Below are 18,053 nucleotides of genomic sequence, written 5' to 3'. Positions count from 1 at the left end.
CATCGGCCGGCGCGCCGCGCAGGGCGGCGGCGGGGTCGGGCGCATGGCTGGCGTCGAAGTGGCCGGCGCTGTAGTCGGGAATGCCGGCCAGCACCAGGCGCGCGCCGCCGCGCTCGATCACCACGTGCTCGTTCATCAGCACCCGCATGCCCATGCGCCGCAGGTGCGCGATCCATGGCCCCGCGCCCGAGTAGTACTCGTGGTTGCCGGTGATGGCGTAGCTGCCGTGCACCGAGCGCAGCGTGGCCAGCGGCGCGATGTGCGGCGCCAGTTCGTCCACCGGTCCGTCGACCAGGTCGCCGGTCAGCACCACGGCGTCCACCTCCAGCGCGTTGACCGCGTCCACCACCGCCTGCACGTACGGCGCCTTGATGGTCGGGCCGACGTGCAAATCCGTGATTTGCGCCAGGCGAAAACCATGCAGCGCCTCGGGCAGGCCGGGCAGCGGGATTTCCACGGTCTTCACCCGCGCCCGGCGCCGGGCATTCCAGAACCCCAGCAGGGTGAAGGCGATGCCGAGCAGCGGCACGCCGGCGGCAGTCGCTGCGTCCAGCCGCGCACCGGCCTGCGGCGCGGCGAAGCCGGCGCCCAGCAGCAGCACGTCGCGCAGCGCGGTGAGCACCAGCAGCGAGGAGAACAGCCCCATGGCCAGGAAGCCGGCCCAGGCGATGCGGTCGGCCAGGGGCGGCCGGGCGATCCCGCGCGCCAGCATGCCCAGCGGCATCAACAGGGCGCCGGCGGCCAGCAGCAGGCCGAAGGCGCTGGCCGGCACGGCGGGCAGGTGGGGGATGGTGCGCGCGCCGATATACAGGTGCAGTGCGATGGACAGGCCGAACAGCGTGAAGCGGGACATGGGTGCGCCAGCATAAAGAGGTTCGGCGCGCCGCAGCCAGGAGGCTGGCAGGACGGGATGCTTCTTTCATGTAAGCTCGCGTGCGGCAAAACAGAGCCCAACCGCCGCGAGGAGAAGCATCCATGCAGATAGGCGTGCCTGCCGAAACGTCGGCCGGTGAAACCCGCGTCGCCGTCACCCCGGAGACGGCCAAGAAACTCAAGGCCCTCGGCCACACGGTGCGCATCGCCTCCGGCGCCGGACTGGCGGCCAGCGCCACCGACGAAGCCTACGTGGCTGCCGGCGCCGAGATCACCGACCAGGTGGGGGCGCTGGGCTGCGAGTTGGTGCTCAAGGTGCGCGCGCCACAGGACAACGAGTTCGCCGCCATGCGCCCCGGCAGCACGCTGGTGGGCATGCTCAATCCCTTCGACGCTCCCGGCCTGCAGCGCCTGGCCCAGGCCGGGCTCACTGCCTTCGCGCTGGAAGCGGCGCCGCGCACCACCCGCGCGCAAAGCATGGACGTGCTGTCCTCGCAGGCCAACATCGCCGGCTACAAGGCGGTGATGCTGGCGGCCACGCTGTACCAGCGCTTTTTCCCGATGCTGATGACCGCCGCCGGCACGGTGAAGGCCGCGCGCGTGGTGGTGCTGGGCGTCGGCGTGGCCGGGCTGCAGGCGATTGCCACCGCCAAGCGCCTGGGCGCGGTGATCGAGGCCTCCGACGTGCGGCCTTCGGTAAAGGAGCAGGTGGAATCGCTGGGCGGCAAGTTCATCGACGTGCCCTACGAAACCCAGGAAGAAAAGGAAGCCGCCGAGGGCGTGGGCGGCTACGCGCGGCCCATGCCGCCCAGCTGGCTGGAGCGCCAGAAAGCCGAGGTGGCCAAGCGCGTGGCCCAGGCCGACGTGGTGATCACCACCGCGCTGATTCCTGGCCGCCCGGCGCCGGTGCTGGTGACCGAGGAGATGGTGCGTTCGATGAAGCCGGGCTCGGTCATCGTCGACCTGGCCGCGCCGCAGGGCGGCAACTGCCCGCTCACCGAGCCGGGCCGCACCGTGTCCAAGCACGGCGTCACGCTGGTCGGCGAAACCAACCTGCCGGCGCTGCTGGCGGCCGACGCATCGTCGCTGTATGCGCGCAACGTGCTGGACTTCCTGAAGCTCATCATCAACAAGGAAGGCCAGCTGCACCTCGACCCCGAGGACGACATCGTGGCGGCCTGCCTGATGGCGCAGGGCGGCGAAGTGAGGAGGAAGTAATGGAAGTCAGCCACACCGTCATCAACCTGATCATCTTCGTGCTGGCCATCTACGTGGGCTACCACGTGGTGTGGACCGTCACGCCGGCGCTGCACACGCCGCTGATGGCCGTGACCAACGCCATCTCGGCGATCGTCATCGTCGGCGCCATGCTGGCCGCCGCGCTTACCGAAACCTGGCTGGGCAAAACCATGGGCGTGCTGGCCGTGGCGCTGGCGGCCGTCAACATCTTCGGCGGCTTCCTGGTCACCCGGCGCATGCTGGAGATGTTCAGGAAGAAAGAGAAGAAAGAGACCAAGGCGGAGGCAGCCAAATGAGCATGAACGTCGTCACGCTGCTGTACCTGGTTGCTTCGGTGTGCTTCATCCAGGCGCTCAAGGGCCTGTCGCATCCCACCACCTCGATCCGCGGCAACATGTTCGGCATGGCGGGCATGGCGATCGCCGCGCTCACCACGGCGGCGCTGATCGTCGCGCTGTCGGGCGGGCAGGCGCGCGGCATGGTCTGGGTGCTGCTCGGGCTGATCGCCGGCGGCGCCTATGGTGCCTGGCGTGCCAAGACGGTCGAGATGACCAAGATGCCCGAGCTGGTGGCCTTCTTCCACAGCATGATCGGCCTGGCGGCGGTGTTCATCGGCGTGGCCGCGGTGGCCGAGCCCCACGCGTTCCAGATCGTCGCCAACAAGGGCGATCCGATCCCCGCGGGCAACCGGCTGGAGCTGTTCCTGGGCGCGGCCATCGGCGCCATCACCTTCTCGGGCTCGGTGATCGCCTTCGGCAAGCTGTCGGGCACCTACAAGTTCCGGCTGTTCAAAGGCGCGCCGGTGGTGTTCCCCGGCCAGCACAAGCTCAACCTGGTGCTGGGCCTGCTCACCGTCGGCCTGGGCCTGGCCTTCATGGCCACCGGAAACTGGACCGCGTTCTTCGCCATGCTGACGCTGGCATTCGTGATGGGCGTGCTCATCATCATTCCCATTGGCGGTGCGGACATGCCGGTGGTGGTGTCCATGCTCAACAGCTATTCGGGCTGGGCGGCGGCGGGCATCGGTTTCTCGCTGAACAACGCCATGCTGATCGTGGCCGGCTCGCTGGTGGGCAGCTCGGGCGCGATCCTGAGCTACATCATGTGCAAGGCGATGAACCGCTCGTTCTTCAACGTGATCCTGGGCGGATTCGGCGGCGAGGCCGGAACCGCCGCAGCGCAGTCGGCCGAGCAGCGGCCCGTGAAGAGCGGTAGCGCCGACGACGCGGCCTTCATCCTGGGCAACGCCGAGAGCGTGATCATCGTGCCGGGCTACGGCCTGGCGGTGGCGCGCGCGCAGCACGCGGTGAAGGAGCTGGCGTTGAAGCTCGCGGCAAAGGGCGTGAACGTGAAGTACGCCATCCACCCGGTGGCCGGGCGCATGCCGGGCCACATGAACGTGCTGCTGGCCGAGGCCGAGGTGCCGTACGACCAGGTGTTCGAGATGGAGGACATCAACGCCGAATTCGGCCAGGCCGACGTGGCGGTGATCCTGGGCGCCAACGACGTGGTGAACCCGGCCGCGCTGCAAAAGGGCAGCTCCATCTACGGCATGCCGATCCTGGAAGCCTACAAGGCCAAGACCGTGATCGTGAACAAGCGCTCCATGGCCGCGGGCTACGCCGGACTCGATAACGAATTGTTCTATATGGACAAGACCATGATGGTGTTCGGGGATGCCAAGAAAGTGGTCGAAGACATGGTGAAAGCCATCGAGTAAAGGCGTGCGGTCTCCCACGCGACGCGGCCTTCGGCCGCGTTTTTTGTTTGTTTGCGCAAATGTGAGCAAAATGCGATGGCCGGGCTGTCGGTCCGGAGCGATCACACATACAAGGCAACGGAGACAAACACAATGACCGAGCGCCCCTGGCTCAGCGCCTATCCCGCAGGCGTGCCGCCCGACATCGACCCCAACCTGTACCGCTCCCTCGCGCAGCTGCTGGAAGACGCCTACCGCGATCACGCGGACAAGCCGGCGTATTCCTTCATGGGCAAGGACATGAGTTACGGGCAGGTCGAGGTGCTCAGCCGCGCGTTCGGCGCGTACCTGCAGGGGCTGGGGCTGGTCAAGGGCGACCGGGTGGCGATCATGATGCCCAGCGTGCTGCAGTACCCGGTGGCGGTGGCCGCGGCGATCCGCGCCGGCCTGGTGGTGGTGAACGTCAATCCGCTGTACACGCCGCGCGAGCTGGAGCACCAGCTGAAGGACTCGGGCAGCAAGGCCATCGTCATCATCGAGAACTTCGCGCACACGCTGCAGCAGTGCATCGCGGCCACGCCGGTCAAGCACGTGGTGATCGCCGCCATGGGCGACCTGCTGGGCATGCTGAAGGGCGCGCTGGTCAACCACGTGGTGCGGCGCGTGAAGAAGATGGTGCCGCCGTACCAGCTGCCCGGTTCGGTGCGCTTCAACGACGCGGTGGCGCAGGGCCGCAGCCGCACCTTCACCCGGCCCGAGATCGGCCCCGACGACGTCGCCGTGCTGCAGTACACCGGCGGCACCACGGGTGTGTCGAAGGGCGCGGTGCTGCTGCACCGCAATATCGCGGCCAACGTGCTGCAGTCGCAGGCATACAACTATCCGGTGACGAGCCAGGTGCCGAAGAACGAGCAGCCCACCACGATCTGCCCGCTGCCGCTCTATCACATCTTCGCTTTCACGGTCTGCATGATGCTGTCCGCGCGCGAAGGCGGCAAACTGGTGCTGATCCCCAACCCGCGCGACCTGGCGGCGGTGCTCAAGGAGATGTCGCGCCACACCTTCCACAGCTTCCCGGCGGTGAACACGCTGTTCGCCGGACTGCTCAACCACCCCGACTTCGACAAGGTGAACTGGCGCAACCTGAAGCTGTCGCTGGGCGGGGGCATGGCGGTGCAAAGCGGCGTGGCGCAGCGCTGGCTGGAAAAGACCGGCTGCCCGATCTGCGAGGGCTACGGCCTGTCGGAGACCTCGCCCTCGGCCAGCTGCAATCCGCTGACCACCAAGGAATTCACCGGCACCGTCGGCGTGCCGATTCCCTCCACCTACTTCAAGTGCCTGGACGACGACGGCAACGAGGTTCCGCTGGGCGAGCCCGGCGAGATCGCGATCAAGGGCCCGCAGGTGATGGCCGGCTACTGGCAGCGCCCCGACGAAACCGCCAAGGTCATGACGCCGGACGGCTACTTCAAGACCGGCGACATCGGCACGCAGGACGAGCGCGGCTACTTCCGCATCGTCGACCGCAAGAAGGACATGGTCACGGTGTCCGGCTTCAAGGTCTATCCCAATGAAGTGGAAGATGTCGTGTCCCAGCTCGACGGCGTGCTGGAGTGCGCGGCCATCGGCATGGTCGACGCCAAGACCGGCGAGGCGGTGAAGCTGGTGATCGTGCGCAGCGACGACAGCCTGACCGAGGAGAAGGTGCGCGCCCATTGCCGCCTGAACCTCACCGCGTACAAGCAGCCGAAGGTGGTGGAGTTCCGCAAGGAGCTGCCGAAGACGCCGGTGGGCAAGATCCTGCGGCGCGAGCTGCGCGAAGCCAGCAAGGCGGCCGCGTAACAGCGGCAACCAACTGCGCATATGGAAAGTCCACCTGGGGTTCGCCCCAGATGGACTGGCCCAACCGTACCCTCACAATCCGCCGCTTCATGCTGCGCTTCATCCTCACGCGACTGAGCCTCGTCATTCCGACCTTCTTCGGCATGACGCTGCTGGCGTTCTTCATGATCCGGCTGGTGCCGGGCGACCCCATCGAGACGATGGCGGGCGAGCGCGGCATCGACGCCGCGCGCCATGCCAAGCTGCTGACCGAACTGGGCCTGGACAAGCCGGTGCTGGTGCAATACGGCGTCTACATCGGCCGCGTGCTGCGCGGCGACCTGGGAAAGTCGCTCATCACGCAGGAGCCGGTGCTGCGCGAATTCGCGACGCTGTTCCCGGCCACCGTGGAACTCGCGGTGTGCGCCATCGCGTTCGCGCTGCTGCTCGGCCTGCCGGCCGGCATCATTGCCGCGGTGCGGCGCAATTCGGTGTTCGACCACGGCGTGATGGCCACTTCGCTCACCGGCTATTCGATGCCGATCTTCTGGTGGGGGCTGCTGCTGATCCTGCTGTTCTCGGTGCAGCTCGGGCTCACGCCGGTGTCGGGGCGCATCGGCGTGGAGCACTACATCGAGCCGACCACCGGCTTCCTGCTGATCGACTCGCTGCTCACCGGCGAGAAGGGCGCCTTCTCCTCCACCGTGCGCCACCTGATCCTGCCGGCCATCGTGCTGGGCACCGTTCCGCTGGCGGTGGTGGCGCGCATGACGCGCTCGGCCATGCTGGAGGTGCTGGGCGAGGACTACATCCGCACGGCGCGCGCCAAGGGCCTGGCGCCGCTTCGCGTGGTGGGCGTGCATGCGCTGCGCAACGCGCTGATTCCGGTGGTGACGGTGATCGGCCTGCAGGTGGGCGTGCTGTTCACCGGCGCCATTCTGACCGAGACCATCTTCTCCTGGCCCGGCGTCGGCAAGTGGCTGATCGAGGCCATCAACCGGCGCGACTACCCGGTGCTGCAAGGCGGCATGCTGCTGCTGGGCGTGGTGGTGATGCTGGTGAATTTGCTGGTGGACGTCATGTACGGATTCATCAACCCGCGGATCAGGCGATGAGCGCCACACCTTCCGTTCGCCCTGAGCCTGTCGAAGGGCTCGCGCAGGCTTCGACAGGCTCAGCCCGAACGGCATCTGCGCCACCCGGACCCTGGCGCGAATTCTGGACATCGTTCTCCGCCAACCGCGGCGCCGTCATGGGCCTGGTGGTGGTCGTGGTGCTGCTGCTGCTCGCGCTGTTCGCGCCCTTGCTCGCGCCGCACATGCCCGACGCCACCAACAGCGGCGCCTTCCTGCGCCCGCCCATGTGGCAGAAAGGCGGCTCGGCACTCTATCCGCTGGGCACCGACGCCATTGGCCGCGACATCCTCTCGCGCCTGATCCACGGCGCGCGCCTGTCGCTGTCCATCGGCGTGGCGGTGGTGGCCATGTCGATGGCGGTGGGCATCGCGCTCGGCCTGGTCGCCGGCTTCGCGCGCGGCATCGTCGAGATCGCCATCATGCGGGCCATGGACATCGTGCTCACGCTGCCCAGCCTGCTGCTGGCCATCGTGGTGGTGGCCATCCTGGGCCCCGGCCTGGTGAACGCGATGCTGGCCGTGGCGGTGGTGGTGCTGCCGCACTATGTGCGTGTGACACGCGCCGCCGTCATCGCCGAGATGTCGCGCGACTACGTGACCGCCGCCCGCGTGAGCGGCGCCGGCACCCTGCGCCTGATGTTCAGCGAGGTGCTGCCCAACTGCGCGGCGCCGCTCATCGTGCAGGCGTCGCTGGGCGTGTCCACCGCCATCCTGGACGCGGCGGCGCTCGGCTTCCTCGGCCTGGGCGCGCAGCCGCCCTCGCCCGAGTGGGGCACCATGCTGGCCGACGCGCGCGAATTCGTGCTGCGGGCCTGGTGGGTCGTCACCTTCCCGGGCCTGATGATCCTGGTGGCCGTGCTGGCCTTCAACCTGCTGGGCGACGGGCTGCGCGACGCGTTCGACCCCAAGCTCAAGCGCTGAACCATGGCATTGCTGGAAATCGAAGACCTGCACGTGGAGTTCCCGACCCAGGGCGGCACGATGCACGCCGTGGAGGGCGTGAGCCTGACCCTGGAAGAGGGCGAGGTGCTGGGCATCGTCGGCGAATCGGGCTCGGGCAAGAGCGTGTCGATGATGGCGCTGATGGGGCTGATCGCCTGGCCTGGCCGGGTGCGCGCCAAAACGCTGCGCTTCGCCGGCCACGACCTGCTGGGCATTTCCGAGCGCGAGCGCAGGCGCCTGGTGGGCAAGGACATGGCCATGATCTTCCAGGAGCCCACCAGCAGCCTGAACCCGTGCTTCACCATCGGCTGGCAATTGATCGAGGCGCTGCGGCTGCACTCGCCGCTGGACAGGAATTCGGCACGGCGCCGCGCGGTGGAGCTGCTGGAGCAGGTCGGCATTCCCTCGCCCGAGGCACGGCTGAACGACTATCCGCACCAGCTGTCGGGCGGCATGAACCAGCGCGTGATGATCGCCATGGCGATCTCGTGCAACCCGCGCCTCTTGATCGCCGACGAGCCCACCACCGCGCTGGACGTGACCATCCAGGCGCAGATCCTGGACCTGCTGCGCGCGCTGCAGCGCGAGCGCGGCATGGCGCTGGTGCTGATCACGCACAACATGGGCGTGGTCAGCGAAATGGCGCAGCGCGTGGCCGTGATGTATGCCGGCCAGGTGATGGAGCAGCAGCGCGCCGAAGCGCTGTTCACGCGGCCGCAGCATCCCTACACCGAGGCGCTGCTCTCGGCGCTGCCCGAGCACGGCGCGGCGGGCCACCGCCTGGCCACCATTCCCGGCGTGGTGCCGGGCATCTACGACCGGCCTGCAGGCTGCCTGTTCGCGCCGCGCTGCGCCTACGCCACCGCGCATTCGCGCGCCGTGCGCCCCGAGCTGCGGCCCTGGCAGGACGGACAGGTGCGCTGCCACTACGCGCTGGGCGACCCGGCGCGGCAGGAACACATCGAGCGCGACGGGCCGCTGGACGCCGAGGCGGCGGCATGACCGAGGACCCGGTGATTGTCGAGGCGCGCGACCTGCGCAAGACCTATCCCATCCGCCGCGGCATGTTCCGCGCGCCGGCCGCGCTGCAGGCGGTCGGCGGCATCTCGTTCTCGCTGCGCGAAGGCCAGACCTTGGCCGTGGTGGGCGAATCGGGCTGCGGCAAATCCACCCTGGCGCGCATGGTGGCGCTGGTGGAAAAGCCGACCGAAGGCACGCTCACGCTCGACGGCATCGACGTGGTGAAGACCGCGCACGGCGCGGAGCGCAAGCGCCTGCGCCAGGCGGTGCAGCTGGTGTTCCAGAACCCCTACGGGTCGCTGAATCCGCGCAAGAAGATCAGCGCCGTGCTGGAGGCGCCGCTGGCGATCAACACCGACCTGCCGGCCGCCGAGCGGGCCGAGCGCGCGCGCGCCATGCTGGCCAAGGTGGGCCTGCGGCCCGAGTACGCCGACCGCTATCCGCACATGTTCTCCGGCGGCCAGCGCCAGCGCATCGCCATCGCGCGCGCGCTGATGCCCGGCCCGCGCCTGGTGGTGGCCGACGAGCCGGTGTCCGCGCTGGACGTGTCGGTGCAGGCGCAGGTGCTCAACCTGCTGGCCGACCTGCAGCAGCAGCTGCGCCTGGCGTATCTCTTCATCTCGCACGACCTGGCGGTGGTGCGCCACATCGCGCACGACGTGCTGGTGATGTACCTGGGCCACGCCATGGAGCAGGGCCCCAAGGAACTGCTGTTCGCGCGGCCGCTGCATCCCTACACGCGCGCGCTGCTGGCGGCCACGCCGGGGCTGGGCGTGCGGCGCGAGCGCATCGTGCTCAAGGGCGAGCTGCCGTCGCCGCTGAACCCGCCCAGCGGCTGCGTGTTTTCCAGCCGCTGCCCGCATGCCGAAGAGCGCTGCCGTGCCGAGCGGCCGCTGCCGCGCGCGGTGGACGGGCGGTTGGTGGCTTGCCATTTCGCCGAAAGTTTCCTGGAATCCGGGTTGGCGCGGGGCCCCGGTGACTGACAAATGCCCCGACTTTTCCGGCCCGGCCGGTCCATTTCTTAGCAAGAAGGAGTTCGCAATGCATCCGTTCCCGTCCCGCAAGCGCCTGGCGATCGCCGCGCTGGCCATGGCCTGCGCCGCCGGCGCCGGCGCCAAGACGCTGGTGTTCTGCTCCGAAGGCAGCCCGGAGAACTTCTATCCCGGCGTCAACACGACCGGCACCTCGTTCGACGCCAACGAGCCGATCTACAACCGCATCGTCGAGTTCGAGCGCGGCGGCACGAAAGTGATGCCGGGCCTGGCCGAACGCTGGGACATCTCGCCCGACGGCCTGACCTACACCTTCTTCCTGCGCAAGGGCGTGAAGTGGCACAGCCACCGCACCTTCAAGCCCGCGCGCGACTTCAACGCCGACGACGTGATCTTCGGCTTCGAGCGGCAGTGGAAAGAGGAGAACCCGTACTTCAAGGTGACGAGCTCCAACCACTCGTACTTCAACGACATGGGGCTGCCCAAGCTGATCAAGTCGGTGGCCAAGGTGGACGACTACACCGTCAAGATCACGTTGAACCAGCCCGAGGCGCCGTTCCTGGCCAACCTGGCCATGCCCTACGCGGCGGTGCAGTCCAAGGAATACGCCGACGCCATGCTCAAGGCCGGCACGCCCGAGAAGATCGACCAGGAGCCGATCGGCACCGGCCCGTTCTATCTGGTGCAGTACCAGAAGGACGCGGTGATCCGCTACAAGGCGTTCGCGCCCTACTGGGGCGGCAAGGCCAAGCTCGACGACCTGGTGTACGCCATCACGCCCGACGCGTCGGTGCGCTGGGCCAAGCTGCAAAAGGGCGAGTGCCACGTCATGCCCTACCCGAACCCGGCCGACCTGGAGGCGATCCGCAAGGACCCCAACGTCACGGTGCTGGAGCAGCCCGGCCTGAACATCGGCTACCTGGCCTACAACACCACCAAGAAGCCATTCGACGACGTGCGCGTGCGCAAGGCCGTGAGCATGGCGATCAACCGCAAGGCCATCATCGACGGCGTCTACCTGGGCACCGGCGTGATCGCCAAGAACCCCATCCCGCCCATCATGTCGGCCTACAACGACGCGGTGAAGGACACGCCCTTCGACCCCGAAGGCGCCAAGAAGCTGCTGGCCCAGGCCGGCTACCCGAACGGCTTCAGCTCCGACCTGTGGGCCATGCCGGTGCAGCGGCCCTACAACCCGAACGCCAAGCGCATCGCCGAGCTGATGCAGGCCGACCTGGTCAAGATCGGCGTCAAGGCCGAGATCAAGACCTTCGAGTGGGGCGAGTACCGCAAGCGCCTGCAGGCCGGCGAGCACCAGATGGGCATGTTCGGCTGGACCGGCGACAACGGCGACGCGGACAACTTCCTGCACACGCTGCTGGGCTGCGACTCGGCCAAGAGCAACGGCTCCAACGTCGCCAAGTTCTGCTACAAGCCGTTCGAGGACCTGGTGCTCAAGGCCAAGGTGGTCACCAAGCCGGCCGAGCGCGACGCACTGTACAAGCAGGCCCAGGTGATCTTCAAGGAGCAGGAGCCCTGGCTGACGATGGCCCATGCGGTACAGCTCAAGCCGGTGCGCAAGGAAGTCATCGACTTCAAGCCCAGCCCGTTCTCGCGCCACAACTTCTACGGGGTCGACCTCAAGGAATAGCGCACGCGGGCCTCTTGTTTTTGCGCGGCCATAATCCGCGCATGCCCATCGCCATCGTCAGCGCCATGCACGAGGAACTCGCCGCCGTGCTGGCGTTCATGCCCGACGAGCACCGGCAGGTGGCCGCCGGCCGCGCGTTCTGGCGCGGGCACCTGCATGGCAAGGATGTCGTTGCCGTGCTCTCGCGCATCGGCAAGGTGGCGGCGGCGACCACGGCCACCGCGCTGATCGAGCGCTTTCAGGTGGACAGCATCCTGTTCACGGGCGTGGCCGGCGGGCTGGCGGCGGGCGTGGGTGTCGGCGACGTGGTGGTCGCCGACAGTTTCCTGCAGCACGACATGGACGCCTCGCCGATCTTCCCGCGCTACGAGGTGCCTTTGTACGGCGCGAGCCGCTTCGCCACCGATGCCGCGCTGACCGCGCGGCTGCTGGCCGCCGTCGGCACGGCCCTGCCGTCGGCGCGCGTGCACCACGGGCTGGTGGCCAGCGGCGACCGGTTCGTGTCGACCACGGCGGAGAGCAGGGCGCTGCAGCAGGCGCTGCCCGAGGTGCTGGCCGTGGAGATGGAGGGCGCGGCCATCGCCCAGGTCTGCCGCGACTACGGCGTGCCGTTCGCCGCCGTGCGCACCATCTCCGACCGCGCCGACGACGCCGCGCATGGTGACTTCCTGCAGTTCGTGCAGGACATCGCCAGCCGGCATTCGGCGGCCATCGTCGAGGCCTTCCTGCGCGGCTGATTGGCTGGCGTCAGCCCGGCTACTTCAGCCAGCCGCGCCTGCGGAAGTACCACATGGGAACCAGCGCGCTGGCGACCATCAGCGTCAGCGCATAGGGGTACCCCCAGCGCTGCGACAGTTCGGGCATGTATTGGAAGTTCATGCCGTACAGGCTGGCGATCAGCGTGGGCGGCAGCAGGGCCACGCTGGCCACCGAGAAGATCTTGATGATCTTGTTCTGGTTGATGTTGATGAAACCGACGGTGGCGTCCATCAAGAAGTTGATCTTGTCGAACAGGAAGGCCGTGTGGTTGTCCAGCGACTCGATGTCGCGCAGGATCTGGCGCGACTCCTCGAACTGCTCGGCGGTCAGCATGCGGCTGCGCATCATGAAGCTCACCGCGCGCCGGGTGTCCATCACGTTGCGGCGGATGCGCCCGTTCAGGTCTTCCTGCCGCGCGATGGCGCCCAGCACCTCGCCGGCCAGTTCGTCGGTCACTTCGCCGGCCAGCACCTGCTTGCTGACCTTCTCCAGTTCGTCGTAGATGCCTTCGAGCGTGTCGGCCGAGTATTCGGCGTCGGCGTCGAACAGCTTGAGCAGCACTTCCCGCGCGTCCTCGATCAGGCCGGGCGCGCGGCGCGCGCGCAGCCGCAGCAGCCGGAACACCGGCACGTCCTCGTCGTGGATGGAAAACAGCACGCCATGGCTTTTCAGCGCGCTGTTCTGCAGGTTGAGGATGAAGGCCACGCGCACCGCGCGCGGCTCGTCGTCGTCGGCGATCAGGAAGTCGCTGCGGATGTGCAGGTCGCCGTTGTCTTCCTCATAGAAGCGGGCGGACTCCTCGATGTCCTCGTCCATCGCGTCTTCCGGAATCGACAGGCCGTAGTACTGCTTGATCCAGCGTTTTTCCTCGACGGTCGGCGACTCCAGATCCACCCAGATCGGCTGGAACTTGGACAGCTCTTCCAGCGACTCGATCTCTTCCTGGAAGAGCCGGCCGTTGGCCAGCGAGAAGATGTTGAGCATGGCTCACTCCGTGACGTGCAAGGGGCGCTCTCCCGACGATTGAGGCGAGTCGGATTATGCCGTCATCGCCCAAATGCACCTGAATAGTGCATTTTATGGATGGGCTCGCGCTACCCGCCGTGCTTTATTTACTGTTGTGTAGGACACGCAGGAAAATTCCTACATGGCTGGGCCAAAGCGTCCGACACCAGAGCCACGGGGTGCCCCCTACATTGAACTCATCGCCGGGCAGCAGTTCGCCCGCACCTTCAGGAGCTCCCATGATCCATCTCGCGTCCGATCCGACCAGCCGCATGAATTGGCAGGCCCCCTCGGCCGAGGACAAGGGTCAATCCCTGCAGGCGCGTCGGGCGCGCAGTGGCCATGCATGGCCATTCATCAGCCGCCGTACCGACAAGCCTTCGGGGCAGGAGCAGACCCGTCAACCCGCCAGCCAGCACGGCAGCTGAGCGGACAGCAGATCAAGGAATCATCATGTACAAAGAGCCCAAAAGCAGCAACCGTTTCAGCGACACCCCGCGTGACAAGCCGCAGGCCGACCGCGTGGAGCACGCCAACCTGGACCGCCCCGGCGCCCAGGCCCATCCCCAGGCCGCCGGCTGGAGCCGCGTGTCCGACCCCGTCGCGGCCTGGCGCCTGCGCTAAGCCCGAGAAGCCACTTCAGGTGGCAAAGGCGGCCCCCAAGGGCCGCCTTTTTCTTTTTGTGACGCGCTTTTCTTGCCCTCGGACGCCGACGAAATCCATTGCTTTTCCCCGGGGGCGGGGGCATAGTGGTTTCGAGACAGCTTGCTTCAGTGGGGCGTCCGCCGGGCGGCCGCTCCGAGTTCAACCCGAGAGCAAAGGAGCCTCCTTATGAACTTGACGATCAGCGGTCACCACCTGGAAGTGACGCCCGCGTTGCGCAGTTACGTGACCACCAAGCTTGATCGCATCACCCGGCACTTCGACCAGGTCGTCGACATCAAGGTCCTTCTCACCGTCGAGAAGCAGAAGGAAAAGGAACGACGACAACGGGCCGAGTGCAAGATCCACGTGAAGGGCAGCGACCTGTTCGCCGAGAGCGCCCACGCGGACTTGTACGCAGCGCTGGATGAACTGGTCGACAAGCTCGATCGCCAGGTTGGCAGGCACAAGACCCGGCTGCAGGACCACCATCACGACGCCGCCAAGCGCCTGATGTAGAGCCAGCGGCAACAAGCAAGGCGCCCTGCGGGCGCCTTTGTTTTTTGTAAACGCTGTCGGCAGAGACACCCGGTTTCACGTTTGGTTGCAGTGCTGTCCCCAGGTGCATAATCGCCGCTTTCCAACCATGAACCGCCTCGCGTCCATCCTGCCGCCCGCCCAGGTCCTGGTGGGTGTCGACGCCACGAGCAAGAAGCGCGCTTTCGAGGAAGCGGGGCTGCTGTTCGAAAACGTCCATGGCCTCTCGCGCGCCCTCATCACCGACAGCCTGTTCGCGCGCGAGCGCCTGGGCTCCACCGGGCTGGGCCATGGCGTGGCCATTCCGCACGGACGCATCAAGGGCCTGAAGGCGCCGATGGCGGCGCTATTCCAGCTGGCCGACCCGATCGGCTTCGATGCGCCCGACGAGCAGCCGGTCAACCTGCTGATCTTCCTGCTGGTGCCCGAAGCCGCGACGCAAAAGCACCTGGAAATCCTGTCAGAGATCGCCGAACTGCTGTCCGATGCACCGCTGCGCGAGCGCATGAAATCCAGCGGTGATGCCGTCCAGCTGCACCAGCTGATCGCCCAGTGGCAGTCCGCCCAGACCTGAGCCGCACGCAAGCGGCGCGCCTATGAAACCCACCGTCGTCAGCGCCGACGTCCTGTTCGAAGACCACCGCCCGCAGTTCAAGTGGGAGTGGGTCGCCGGCCTCGGCGCCTCGGAGCGCCGCTTCGATGAAGTGGCCGTGCGCGCGGCGCGCTCGGGCGCCGACCTGGTGGGCTATCTGAACTACATCCACCCATACCGGGTGCAGATCCTCGGCGAGCGCGAGATTGCCTACCTCATGCGCGGAACGCCCGAGGACTGCGCGCGCCGCATCTCGCGCATCGTGACGCTGGAGCCGCCGGTGCTGGTGCTGACCGACGGCCAGCAGGCACCCGACGCGCTGCTGTCCACCTGCGAGCGCGCGCAGATCCCGATGTTCGCCACGCGCGAACCCTCAGCCTTCGTCATCGACGTGCTGCGCGCCTACCTGTCCAAGCATTTCGCCGAGCGCACCTCGATGCACGGCGTGTTCATGGACATCCTGGGGTTGGGCGTGCTGATCACCGGCGAATCGGGCCTCGGCAAGAGCGAGCTGGGACTGGAGCTGATCACGCGCGGCAACGGCCTGATCGCCGACGACGCGGTGGACCTCTACCGCATCAACCAGACCACGGTGGAGGGCCGCTGCCCCGAGCTGCTGCAGAACCTGCTGGAGGTGCGCGGCATCGGCCTCCTGGACATCCGCGCGATCTTCGGCGAGACGGCGGTGCGCCGGAAGATGCGGCTCAAGCTGATCGTGCACCTGGTGCGCCGCGAGACCATGGAGCGCGAATACGAACGCCTGCCGTACGAGCCGCTCACGCAGGACGTGCTGGGCGTGCCGGTGCGCAAGTCGGTGATCCCGGTCATGGCAGGGCGCAACATCGCGGTGCTGGTGGAAGCCGCGGTGCGCAACACCATCCTGCAGATGCGGGGCGTGGACACCTACCAGGACTTCGTGGAGCGGCATCGCCGCGCGATGGAAGGCGGCGCGCTCTAGCGGGTCGTCAGGACGATCCGCTGCCTCTGTGCGGACAGGGATTCTTGGTGCACTGCGCGTAGAGCGACAGCGCGTGGTCCGCAATGGCGAAACCCTTGAGCTTGGCCACCGCGTGCTGGCGCTTCTCGATCTCGGCGTCGTAGAACTCCTCGACACGGCCGCAGTCCAGGCACACCAGGTGGTCGTGGTGCGTGCCTTCGTTGAGTTCGTAGACCGCCTTGCCACTTTCGAAATGGCTGCGGCTCAGGAGGCCGGCCTGCTCGAACTGCGTGAGCACGCGGTACACGGTTGCCAGCCCGATGTCCGAACGCTCCTGCAGCAGGACGCGGAACACGTCTTCCGCGGTCATGTGCCGCTGCTCGCCGTTCTGGAACACTTCCAAAATTTTCAGCCGCGGCAAGGTGGCCTTCAGGCCCGTGCTCTTGAGTTCGTCGATGTTCGCCATGGAGCAGCGCGGACCTCCTGAACGGGGCCGCTACAATCGCCCGATCATATCGCTAGCTCACCGCCCCATGCCTGTTCTTCCCCAGCGCGTGACGCGCGCCGCCCTGATGCTGGCCGTTTTCCTGGCCGCCGCAGGCTGCAGCAGTTTCGACAGCGCCTCCCAGCGCGTCGCCGGCCTCGTCACGCCTTACAAGGTGGAGGTGGTGCAGGGCAACTTCGTCTCGCGCGAACAGGTCGAGGCGCTGCAGCCCGGCATGGGCCGCCAGCAGGTGCGCGACATCCTCGGCACGCCGCTGCTGGCCAGCGTGTTCCACGCCGACCGCTGGGACTACGTGTTCACGCTGCGGCGCCAGGGCGTTGAGTACCAGCAGCGCAAGCTGGCGGTGTTCTTCAAGGGCGAAGTGCTGGACCATGTGGAAGCCGACACCATGCCGACCGAGGCCGAGTTCGTCTCCACGCTGGACAACAAGCGCAAGAACGCCAAGGTGCCCCAGCTGGAAGCCAGCGAGGAGGCCCTGAAGGCCGCCACGCGCCCGGCCGCTGCCGCCGCGCCGGCAGCGACCCCCGCCGCAGTACCGCAGCCCGCTGCCACCGCCTATCCGCCCCTGGAGCCGGCCACGCGCTGAGGTTCCGCATGGACACCAAGACGCCCGAAACGCTGAAGAACGTCGCCGTGGCGGGCGCCCGCACGGCGGCACCGGTGCCGGCCGCGCAGCACCAGGTCGCGGTGGCCGGCGCCTCCGGGCGCATGGGCCACACGCTGATCGAGGCCATCCGCGACAGCGGCGACTGCCGCCTGGCCGGCGCGCTCGACCAAGCCTCCAGCCCCGCCATCGGCAACGACGCCGCCGCCTTCCTGGGCCTGGCGAGCGGCGTGCCGGTCAGCGCCGACTTCAAGGCCGGCCTCGCGCATGCCCAGGTGCTGATCGACTTCACCCGCCCCGAAGGCACGCTGGCCCACCTGAAGGCCTGCCGCGAGATGGGCGTGAAGATGGTGATCGGCACCACCGGCTTCAGCGAGGCGCAGAAGGCGCAGATCGCCGACGCCGCGCGCGACATCGCCATCATGATGGCGCCCAACATGAGCGTGGGCGTCAACGTCACGCTCAGGCTGCTGGAGATGGCGGCCAAGGCGCTGGCCACTGGCTACGACATCGAAATCGTCGAGACGCACCACCGCCACAAGGTGGACGCGCCTTCGGGCACCGCGCTGAAGATGGGCGAGGTGATCGCCCAGGCGCTGGGCCGCGACCTCAAGGACTGCGCGGTGTACGCGCGCGAGGGCATCACCGGCGAGCGCGACCCCTCCACCATCGGCTTCGCCGCGCTGCGTGGAGGCGACATCGTGGGCGATCACACCGTGCTGTTCGCCGGCACCGGCGAGCGCCTGGAGATCACGCACCGCGCCGGCAGCCGCGCCACCTATGCGCAGGGCAGCCTGCGCGCCGTGCGCTTCCTGGCCGGCAAGCCCAGCGGGCTGTTCGATATGTTCGACGTGCTGGGCCTCAAGTGAGCGGACCGAGCGCAGCGCGCGCCGGAACGCGCCGATGAATCTCTGGCAACTGTTCGAGCGGGGCGACCTGCTCACCCAGCTGGTCGCCATGCTGCTGCTGGCCATGTCGGTGGCCAGTTGGGTCGTCATCCTGTGGAAGGCCTGGCTGCTGCAGCGCGCCGGCGGCGACGTGGCGCGCTGCGTGGCCGCGTTCTGGCGCGCCGGCTCGCTCGAGGACGCCCAGCGCCAGGT

20 protein-coding genes and 1 pseudogene are annotated in these 18,053 nt (G+C 67.7%); 18 read left to right on the top strand and 3 right to left on the bottom strand.

Translation table 11 applies throughout. From position 1 onward, the window contains the following. Positions 1-853 (bottom strand): metallophosphoesterase (locus H0U68_RS21685; RefSeq protein ID WP_296358978.1); only part of this gene is annotated, 853 nt, incomplete at its 3' end. Between the two features lie 122 nt (positions 854-975). Between H0U68_RS21685 and H0U68_RS21680 the strand changes: the two genes are divergently transcribed. The 10 genes from H0U68_RS21680 (at position 976) to H0U68_RS21635 (ending at position 12,109) form a co-directional block, all read left to right on the top strand. Next, positions 976-2,091, top strand: coding sequence for a Re/Si-specific NAD(P)(+) transhydrogenase subunit alpha (locus H0U68_RS21680; RefSeq protein WP_296358977.1), 1,116 nt, complete (start codon positions 976-978; stop codon positions 2,089-2,091). Then, positions 2,091-2,408, top strand: coding sequence for a proton-translocating transhydrogenase family protein (locus tag H0U68_RS21675; protein WP_296358976.1), 318 nt, complete (start codon positions 2,091-2,093; stop codon positions 2,406-2,408). The genes H0U68_RS21680 and H0U68_RS21675 overlap by 1 nt, the downstream gene beginning before the upstream one ends. Continuing rightward, positions 2,405-3,832, top strand: coding sequence for an NAD(P)(+) transhydrogenase (Re/Si-specific) subunit beta (locus H0U68_RS21670; RefSeq protein ID WP_296358975.1), 1,428 nt, complete (start codon positions 2,405-2,407; stop codon positions 3,830-3,832). Before H0U68_RS21675 ends, H0U68_RS21670 begins: the two co-directional genes overlap by 4 nt. Before the next feature lie 132 nt (positions 3,833-3,964). Continuing rightward, complete coding sequence (locus tag H0U68_RS21665; RefSeq protein ID WP_296358974.1) at positions 3,965-5,653, top strand: long-chain-fatty-acid--CoA ligase; 1,689 nt, start codon at positions 3,965-3,967, stop codon at positions 5,651-5,653. A gap of 89 nt (positions 5,654-5,742) precedes the next feature. Then, positions 5,743-6,747, top strand: coding sequence for an ABC transporter permease subunit (locus H0U68_RS21660; protein WP_296358980.1), 1,005 nt, complete (start codon positions 5,743-5,745; stop codon positions 6,745-6,747). Beyond that, complete coding sequence (locus tag H0U68_RS21655; RefSeq protein ID WP_296358973.1) at positions 6,744-7,688, top strand: ABC transporter permease subunit; 945 nt, start codon at positions 6,744-6,746, stop codon at positions 7,686-7,688. Before H0U68_RS21660 ends, H0U68_RS21655 begins: the two co-directional genes overlap by 4 nt. Positions 7,689-7,691: 3 nt before the next feature. Continuing rightward, positions 7,692-8,711 (top strand): ABC transporter ATP-binding protein, encoded by a 1,020-nt coding sequence (locus tag H0U68_RS21650; RefSeq protein ID WP_296358972.1) that lies wholly within the window; start codon positions 7,692-7,694, stop codon positions 8,709-8,711. After that, positions 8,708-9,712, top strand: coding sequence for a dipeptide ABC transporter ATP-binding protein (locus tag H0U68_RS21645; RefSeq protein WP_296358971.1), 1,005 nt, complete (start codon positions 8,708-8,710; stop codon positions 9,710-9,712). Before H0U68_RS21650 ends, H0U68_RS21645 begins: the two co-directional genes overlap by 4 nt. Positions 9,713-9,770: 58 nt before the next feature. Beyond that, entirely contained in the window at positions 9,771-11,372 is a 1,602-nt protein-coding gene (locus H0U68_RS21640) for an ABC transporter substrate-binding protein (RefSeq protein WP_296358970.1), read from the top strand. A 41-nt stretch (positions 11,373-11,413) separates the two neighbouring features. Next, on the top strand, positions 11,414-12,109 hold the full coding sequence (locus H0U68_RS21635; RefSeq protein ID WP_296358969.1) for a 5'-methylthioadenosine/adenosylhomocysteine nucleosidase: 696 nt from the start codon (positions 11,414-11,416) through the stop codon (positions 12,107-12,109). Positions 12,110-12,128: 19 nt separating this feature from the next. Here H0U68_RS21635 and corA read toward each other — a convergent pair whose 3' ends face one another. Next, positions 12,129-13,115 (bottom strand): magnesium/cobalt transporter CorA, encoded by a 987-nt coding sequence (gene corA, locus H0U68_RS21630; RefSeq protein WP_296358968.1) that lies wholly within the window; start codon positions 13,113-13,115, stop codon positions 12,129-12,131. Positions 13,116-13,375: 260 nt separating this feature from the next. Here corA and H0U68_RS21625 point away from each other — a divergent pair, with 260 nt between their 5' ends. The 5 genes from H0U68_RS21625 (at position 13,376) to hprK (ending at position 15,865) form a co-directional block, all read left to right on the top strand. After that, a complete protein-coding gene (locus H0U68_RS21625) occupies positions 13,376-13,564 on the top strand; it encodes a hypothetical protein (RefSeq protein ID WP_296358967.1) in 189 nt (62 codons plus the stop codon). Between the two features lie 25 nt (positions 13,565-13,589). After that, positions 13,590-13,760: a hypothetical protein gene (locus tag H0U68_RS21620; protein WP_296358966.1), complete on the top strand. Its 171-nt coding sequence runs from the start codon at positions 13,590-13,592 to the stop codon at positions 13,758-13,760. A 207-nt stretch (positions 13,761-13,967) separates the two neighbouring features. Continuing rightward, positions 13,968-14,297 (top strand): ribosome-associated translation inhibitor RaiA, encoded by a 330-nt coding sequence (raiA, locus tag H0U68_RS21615; protein WP_296358965.1) that lies wholly within the window; start codon positions 13,968-13,970, stop codon positions 14,295-14,297. Between the two features lie 127 nt (positions 14,298-14,424). Next, a complete protein-coding gene (locus tag H0U68_RS21610; RefSeq protein ID WP_296358964.1) occupies positions 14,425-14,889 on the top strand; it encodes a PTS sugar transporter subunit IIA in 465 nt (154 codons plus the stop codon). 22 nt (positions 14,890-14,911) lie between these two features. Next, positions 14,912-15,865 carry an HPr(Ser) kinase/phosphatase gene (gene hprK, locus H0U68_RS21605; RefSeq protein ID WP_296358963.1) on the top strand — a complete coding sequence of 318 codons (954 nt, stop codon included), beginning with the start codon at positions 14,912-14,914 and terminating at the stop codon, positions 15,863-15,865. Between the two features lie 7 nt (positions 15,866-15,872). Here hprK and fur read toward each other — a convergent pair whose 3' ends face one another. Then, the gene (gene fur / locus H0U68_RS21600; RefSeq protein WP_296358962.1) at positions 15,873-16,310 is read right to left on the bottom strand and encodes a ferric iron uptake transcriptional regulator; all 438 of its coding nucleotides are present in this window, start codon (positions 16,308-16,310) and stop codon (positions 15,873-15,875) included. Between the two features lie 106 nt (positions 16,311-16,416). On the opposite strand from fur, the gene H0U68_RS21595 reads away from it, so the two are divergent. From H0U68_RS21595 to H0U68_RS21585, 3 genes and pseudogenes are all read left to right on the top strand, one after another. Continuing rightward, complete coding sequence (locus tag H0U68_RS21595; RefSeq protein ID WP_296358979.1) at positions 16,417-16,935, top strand: outer membrane protein assembly factor BamE; 519 nt, start codon at positions 16,417-16,419, stop codon at positions 16,933-16,935. Between the two features lie 8 nt (positions 16,936-16,943). Beyond that, the gene (gene dapB / locus H0U68_RS21590; RefSeq protein WP_296358961.1) at positions 16,944-17,822 is read left to right on the top strand and encodes a 4-hydroxy-tetrahydrodipicolinate reductase; all 879 of its coding nucleotides are present in this window, start codon (positions 16,944-16,946) and stop codon (positions 17,820-17,822) included. Positions 17,823-17,856: 34 nt separating this feature from the next. Then, positions 17,857-18,053 (top strand): annotated as a pseudogene (locus H0U68_RS21585) (MotA/TolQ/ExbB proton channel family protein); the annotation flags it as partial.

The sequence above is a fragment of the Ramlibacter sp. genome, from assembly GCF_013697775.1.
Taxonomy (GTDB): domain Bacteria; phylum Pseudomonadota; class Gammaproteobacteria; order Burkholderiales; family Burkholderiaceae_C; genus Ramlibacter.
This window is presented reverse-complemented; position numbering and strand designations above follow the sequence as displayed.

Excerpts from the sequence above, each read along its gene's own strand:
- H0U68_RS21680 (WP_296358977.1), top strand. The coding sequence starts at position 976 with ATGCAGATAGGCGTGCCTGCCGAAACGTCGGCCGGTGAAACCCGCGTC.
- H0U68_RS21665 (WP_296358974.1), top strand. The coding sequence starts at position 3,965 with ATGACCGAGCGCCCCTGGCTCAGCGCCTATCCCGCAGGCGTGCCGCCC.
- H0U68_RS21670 (WP_296358975.1), top strand. The coding sequence starts at position 2,405 with ATGAGCATGAACGTCGTCACGCTGCTGTACCTGGTTGCTTCGGTGTGC.
- H0U68_RS21645 (WP_296358971.1), top strand. The coding sequence starts at position 8,708 with ATGACCGAGGACCCGGTGATTGTCGAGGCGCGCGACCTGCGCAAGACC.
- corA (WP_296358968.1), bottom strand. The coding sequence starts at position 13,115 with ATGCTCAACATCTTCTCGCTGGCCAACGGCCGGCTCTTCCAGGAAGAG.
- hprK (WP_296358963.1), top strand. The coding sequence starts at position 14,912 with ATGAAACCCACCGTCGTCAGCGCCGACGTCCTGTTCGAAGACCACCGC.
- fur (WP_296358962.1), bottom strand. The coding sequence starts at position 16,310 with ATGGCGAACATCGACGAACTCAAGAGCACGGGCCTGAAGGCCACCTTG.
- H0U68_RS21625 (WP_296358967.1), top strand. The coding sequence starts at position 13,376 with ATGATCCATCTCGCGTCCGATCCGACCAGCCGCATGAATTGGCAGGCC.
- H0U68_RS21595 (WP_296358979.1), top strand. The coding sequence starts at position 16,417 with ATGCTGGCCGTTTTCCTGGCCGCCGCAGGCTGCAGCAGTTTCGACAGC.
- H0U68_RS21635 (WP_296358969.1), top strand. The coding sequence starts at position 11,414 with ATGCCCATCGCCATCGTCAGCGCCATGCACGAGGAACTCGCCGCCGTG.
- H0U68_RS21660 (WP_296358980.1), top strand. The coding sequence starts at position 5,743 with ATGCTGCGCTTCATCCTCACGCGACTGAGCCTCGTCATTCCGACCTTC.
- H0U68_RS21610 (WP_296358964.1), top strand. The coding sequence starts at position 14,425 with ATGAACCGCCTCGCGTCCATCCTGCCGCCCGCCCAGGTCCTGGTGGGT.
- H0U68_RS21675 (WP_296358976.1), top strand. The coding sequence starts at position 2,091 with ATGGAAGTCAGCCACACCGTCATCAACCTGATCATCTTCGTGCTGGCC.
- H0U68_RS21640 (WP_296358970.1), top strand. The coding sequence starts at position 9,771 with ATGCATCCGTTCCCGTCCCGCAAGCGCCTGGCGATCGCCGCGCTGGCC.
- H0U68_RS21620 (WP_296358966.1), top strand. The coding sequence starts at position 13,590 with ATGTACAAAGAGCCCAAAAGCAGCAACCGTTTCAGCGACACCCCGCGT.
- H0U68_RS21655 (WP_296358973.1), top strand. The coding sequence starts at position 6,744 with ATGAGCGCCACACCTTCCGTTCGCCCTGAGCCTGTCGAAGGGCTCGCG.
- raiA (WP_296358965.1), top strand. The coding sequence starts at position 13,968 with ATGAACTTGACGATCAGCGGTCACCACCTGGAAGTGACGCCCGCGTTG.
- dapB (WP_296358961.1), top strand. The coding sequence starts at position 16,944 with ATGGACACCAAGACGCCCGAAACGCTGAAGAACGTCGCCGTGGCGGGC.
- H0U68_RS21650 (WP_296358972.1), top strand. The coding sequence starts at position 7,692 with ATGGCATTGCTGGAAATCGAAGACCTGCACGTGGAGTTCCCGACCCAG.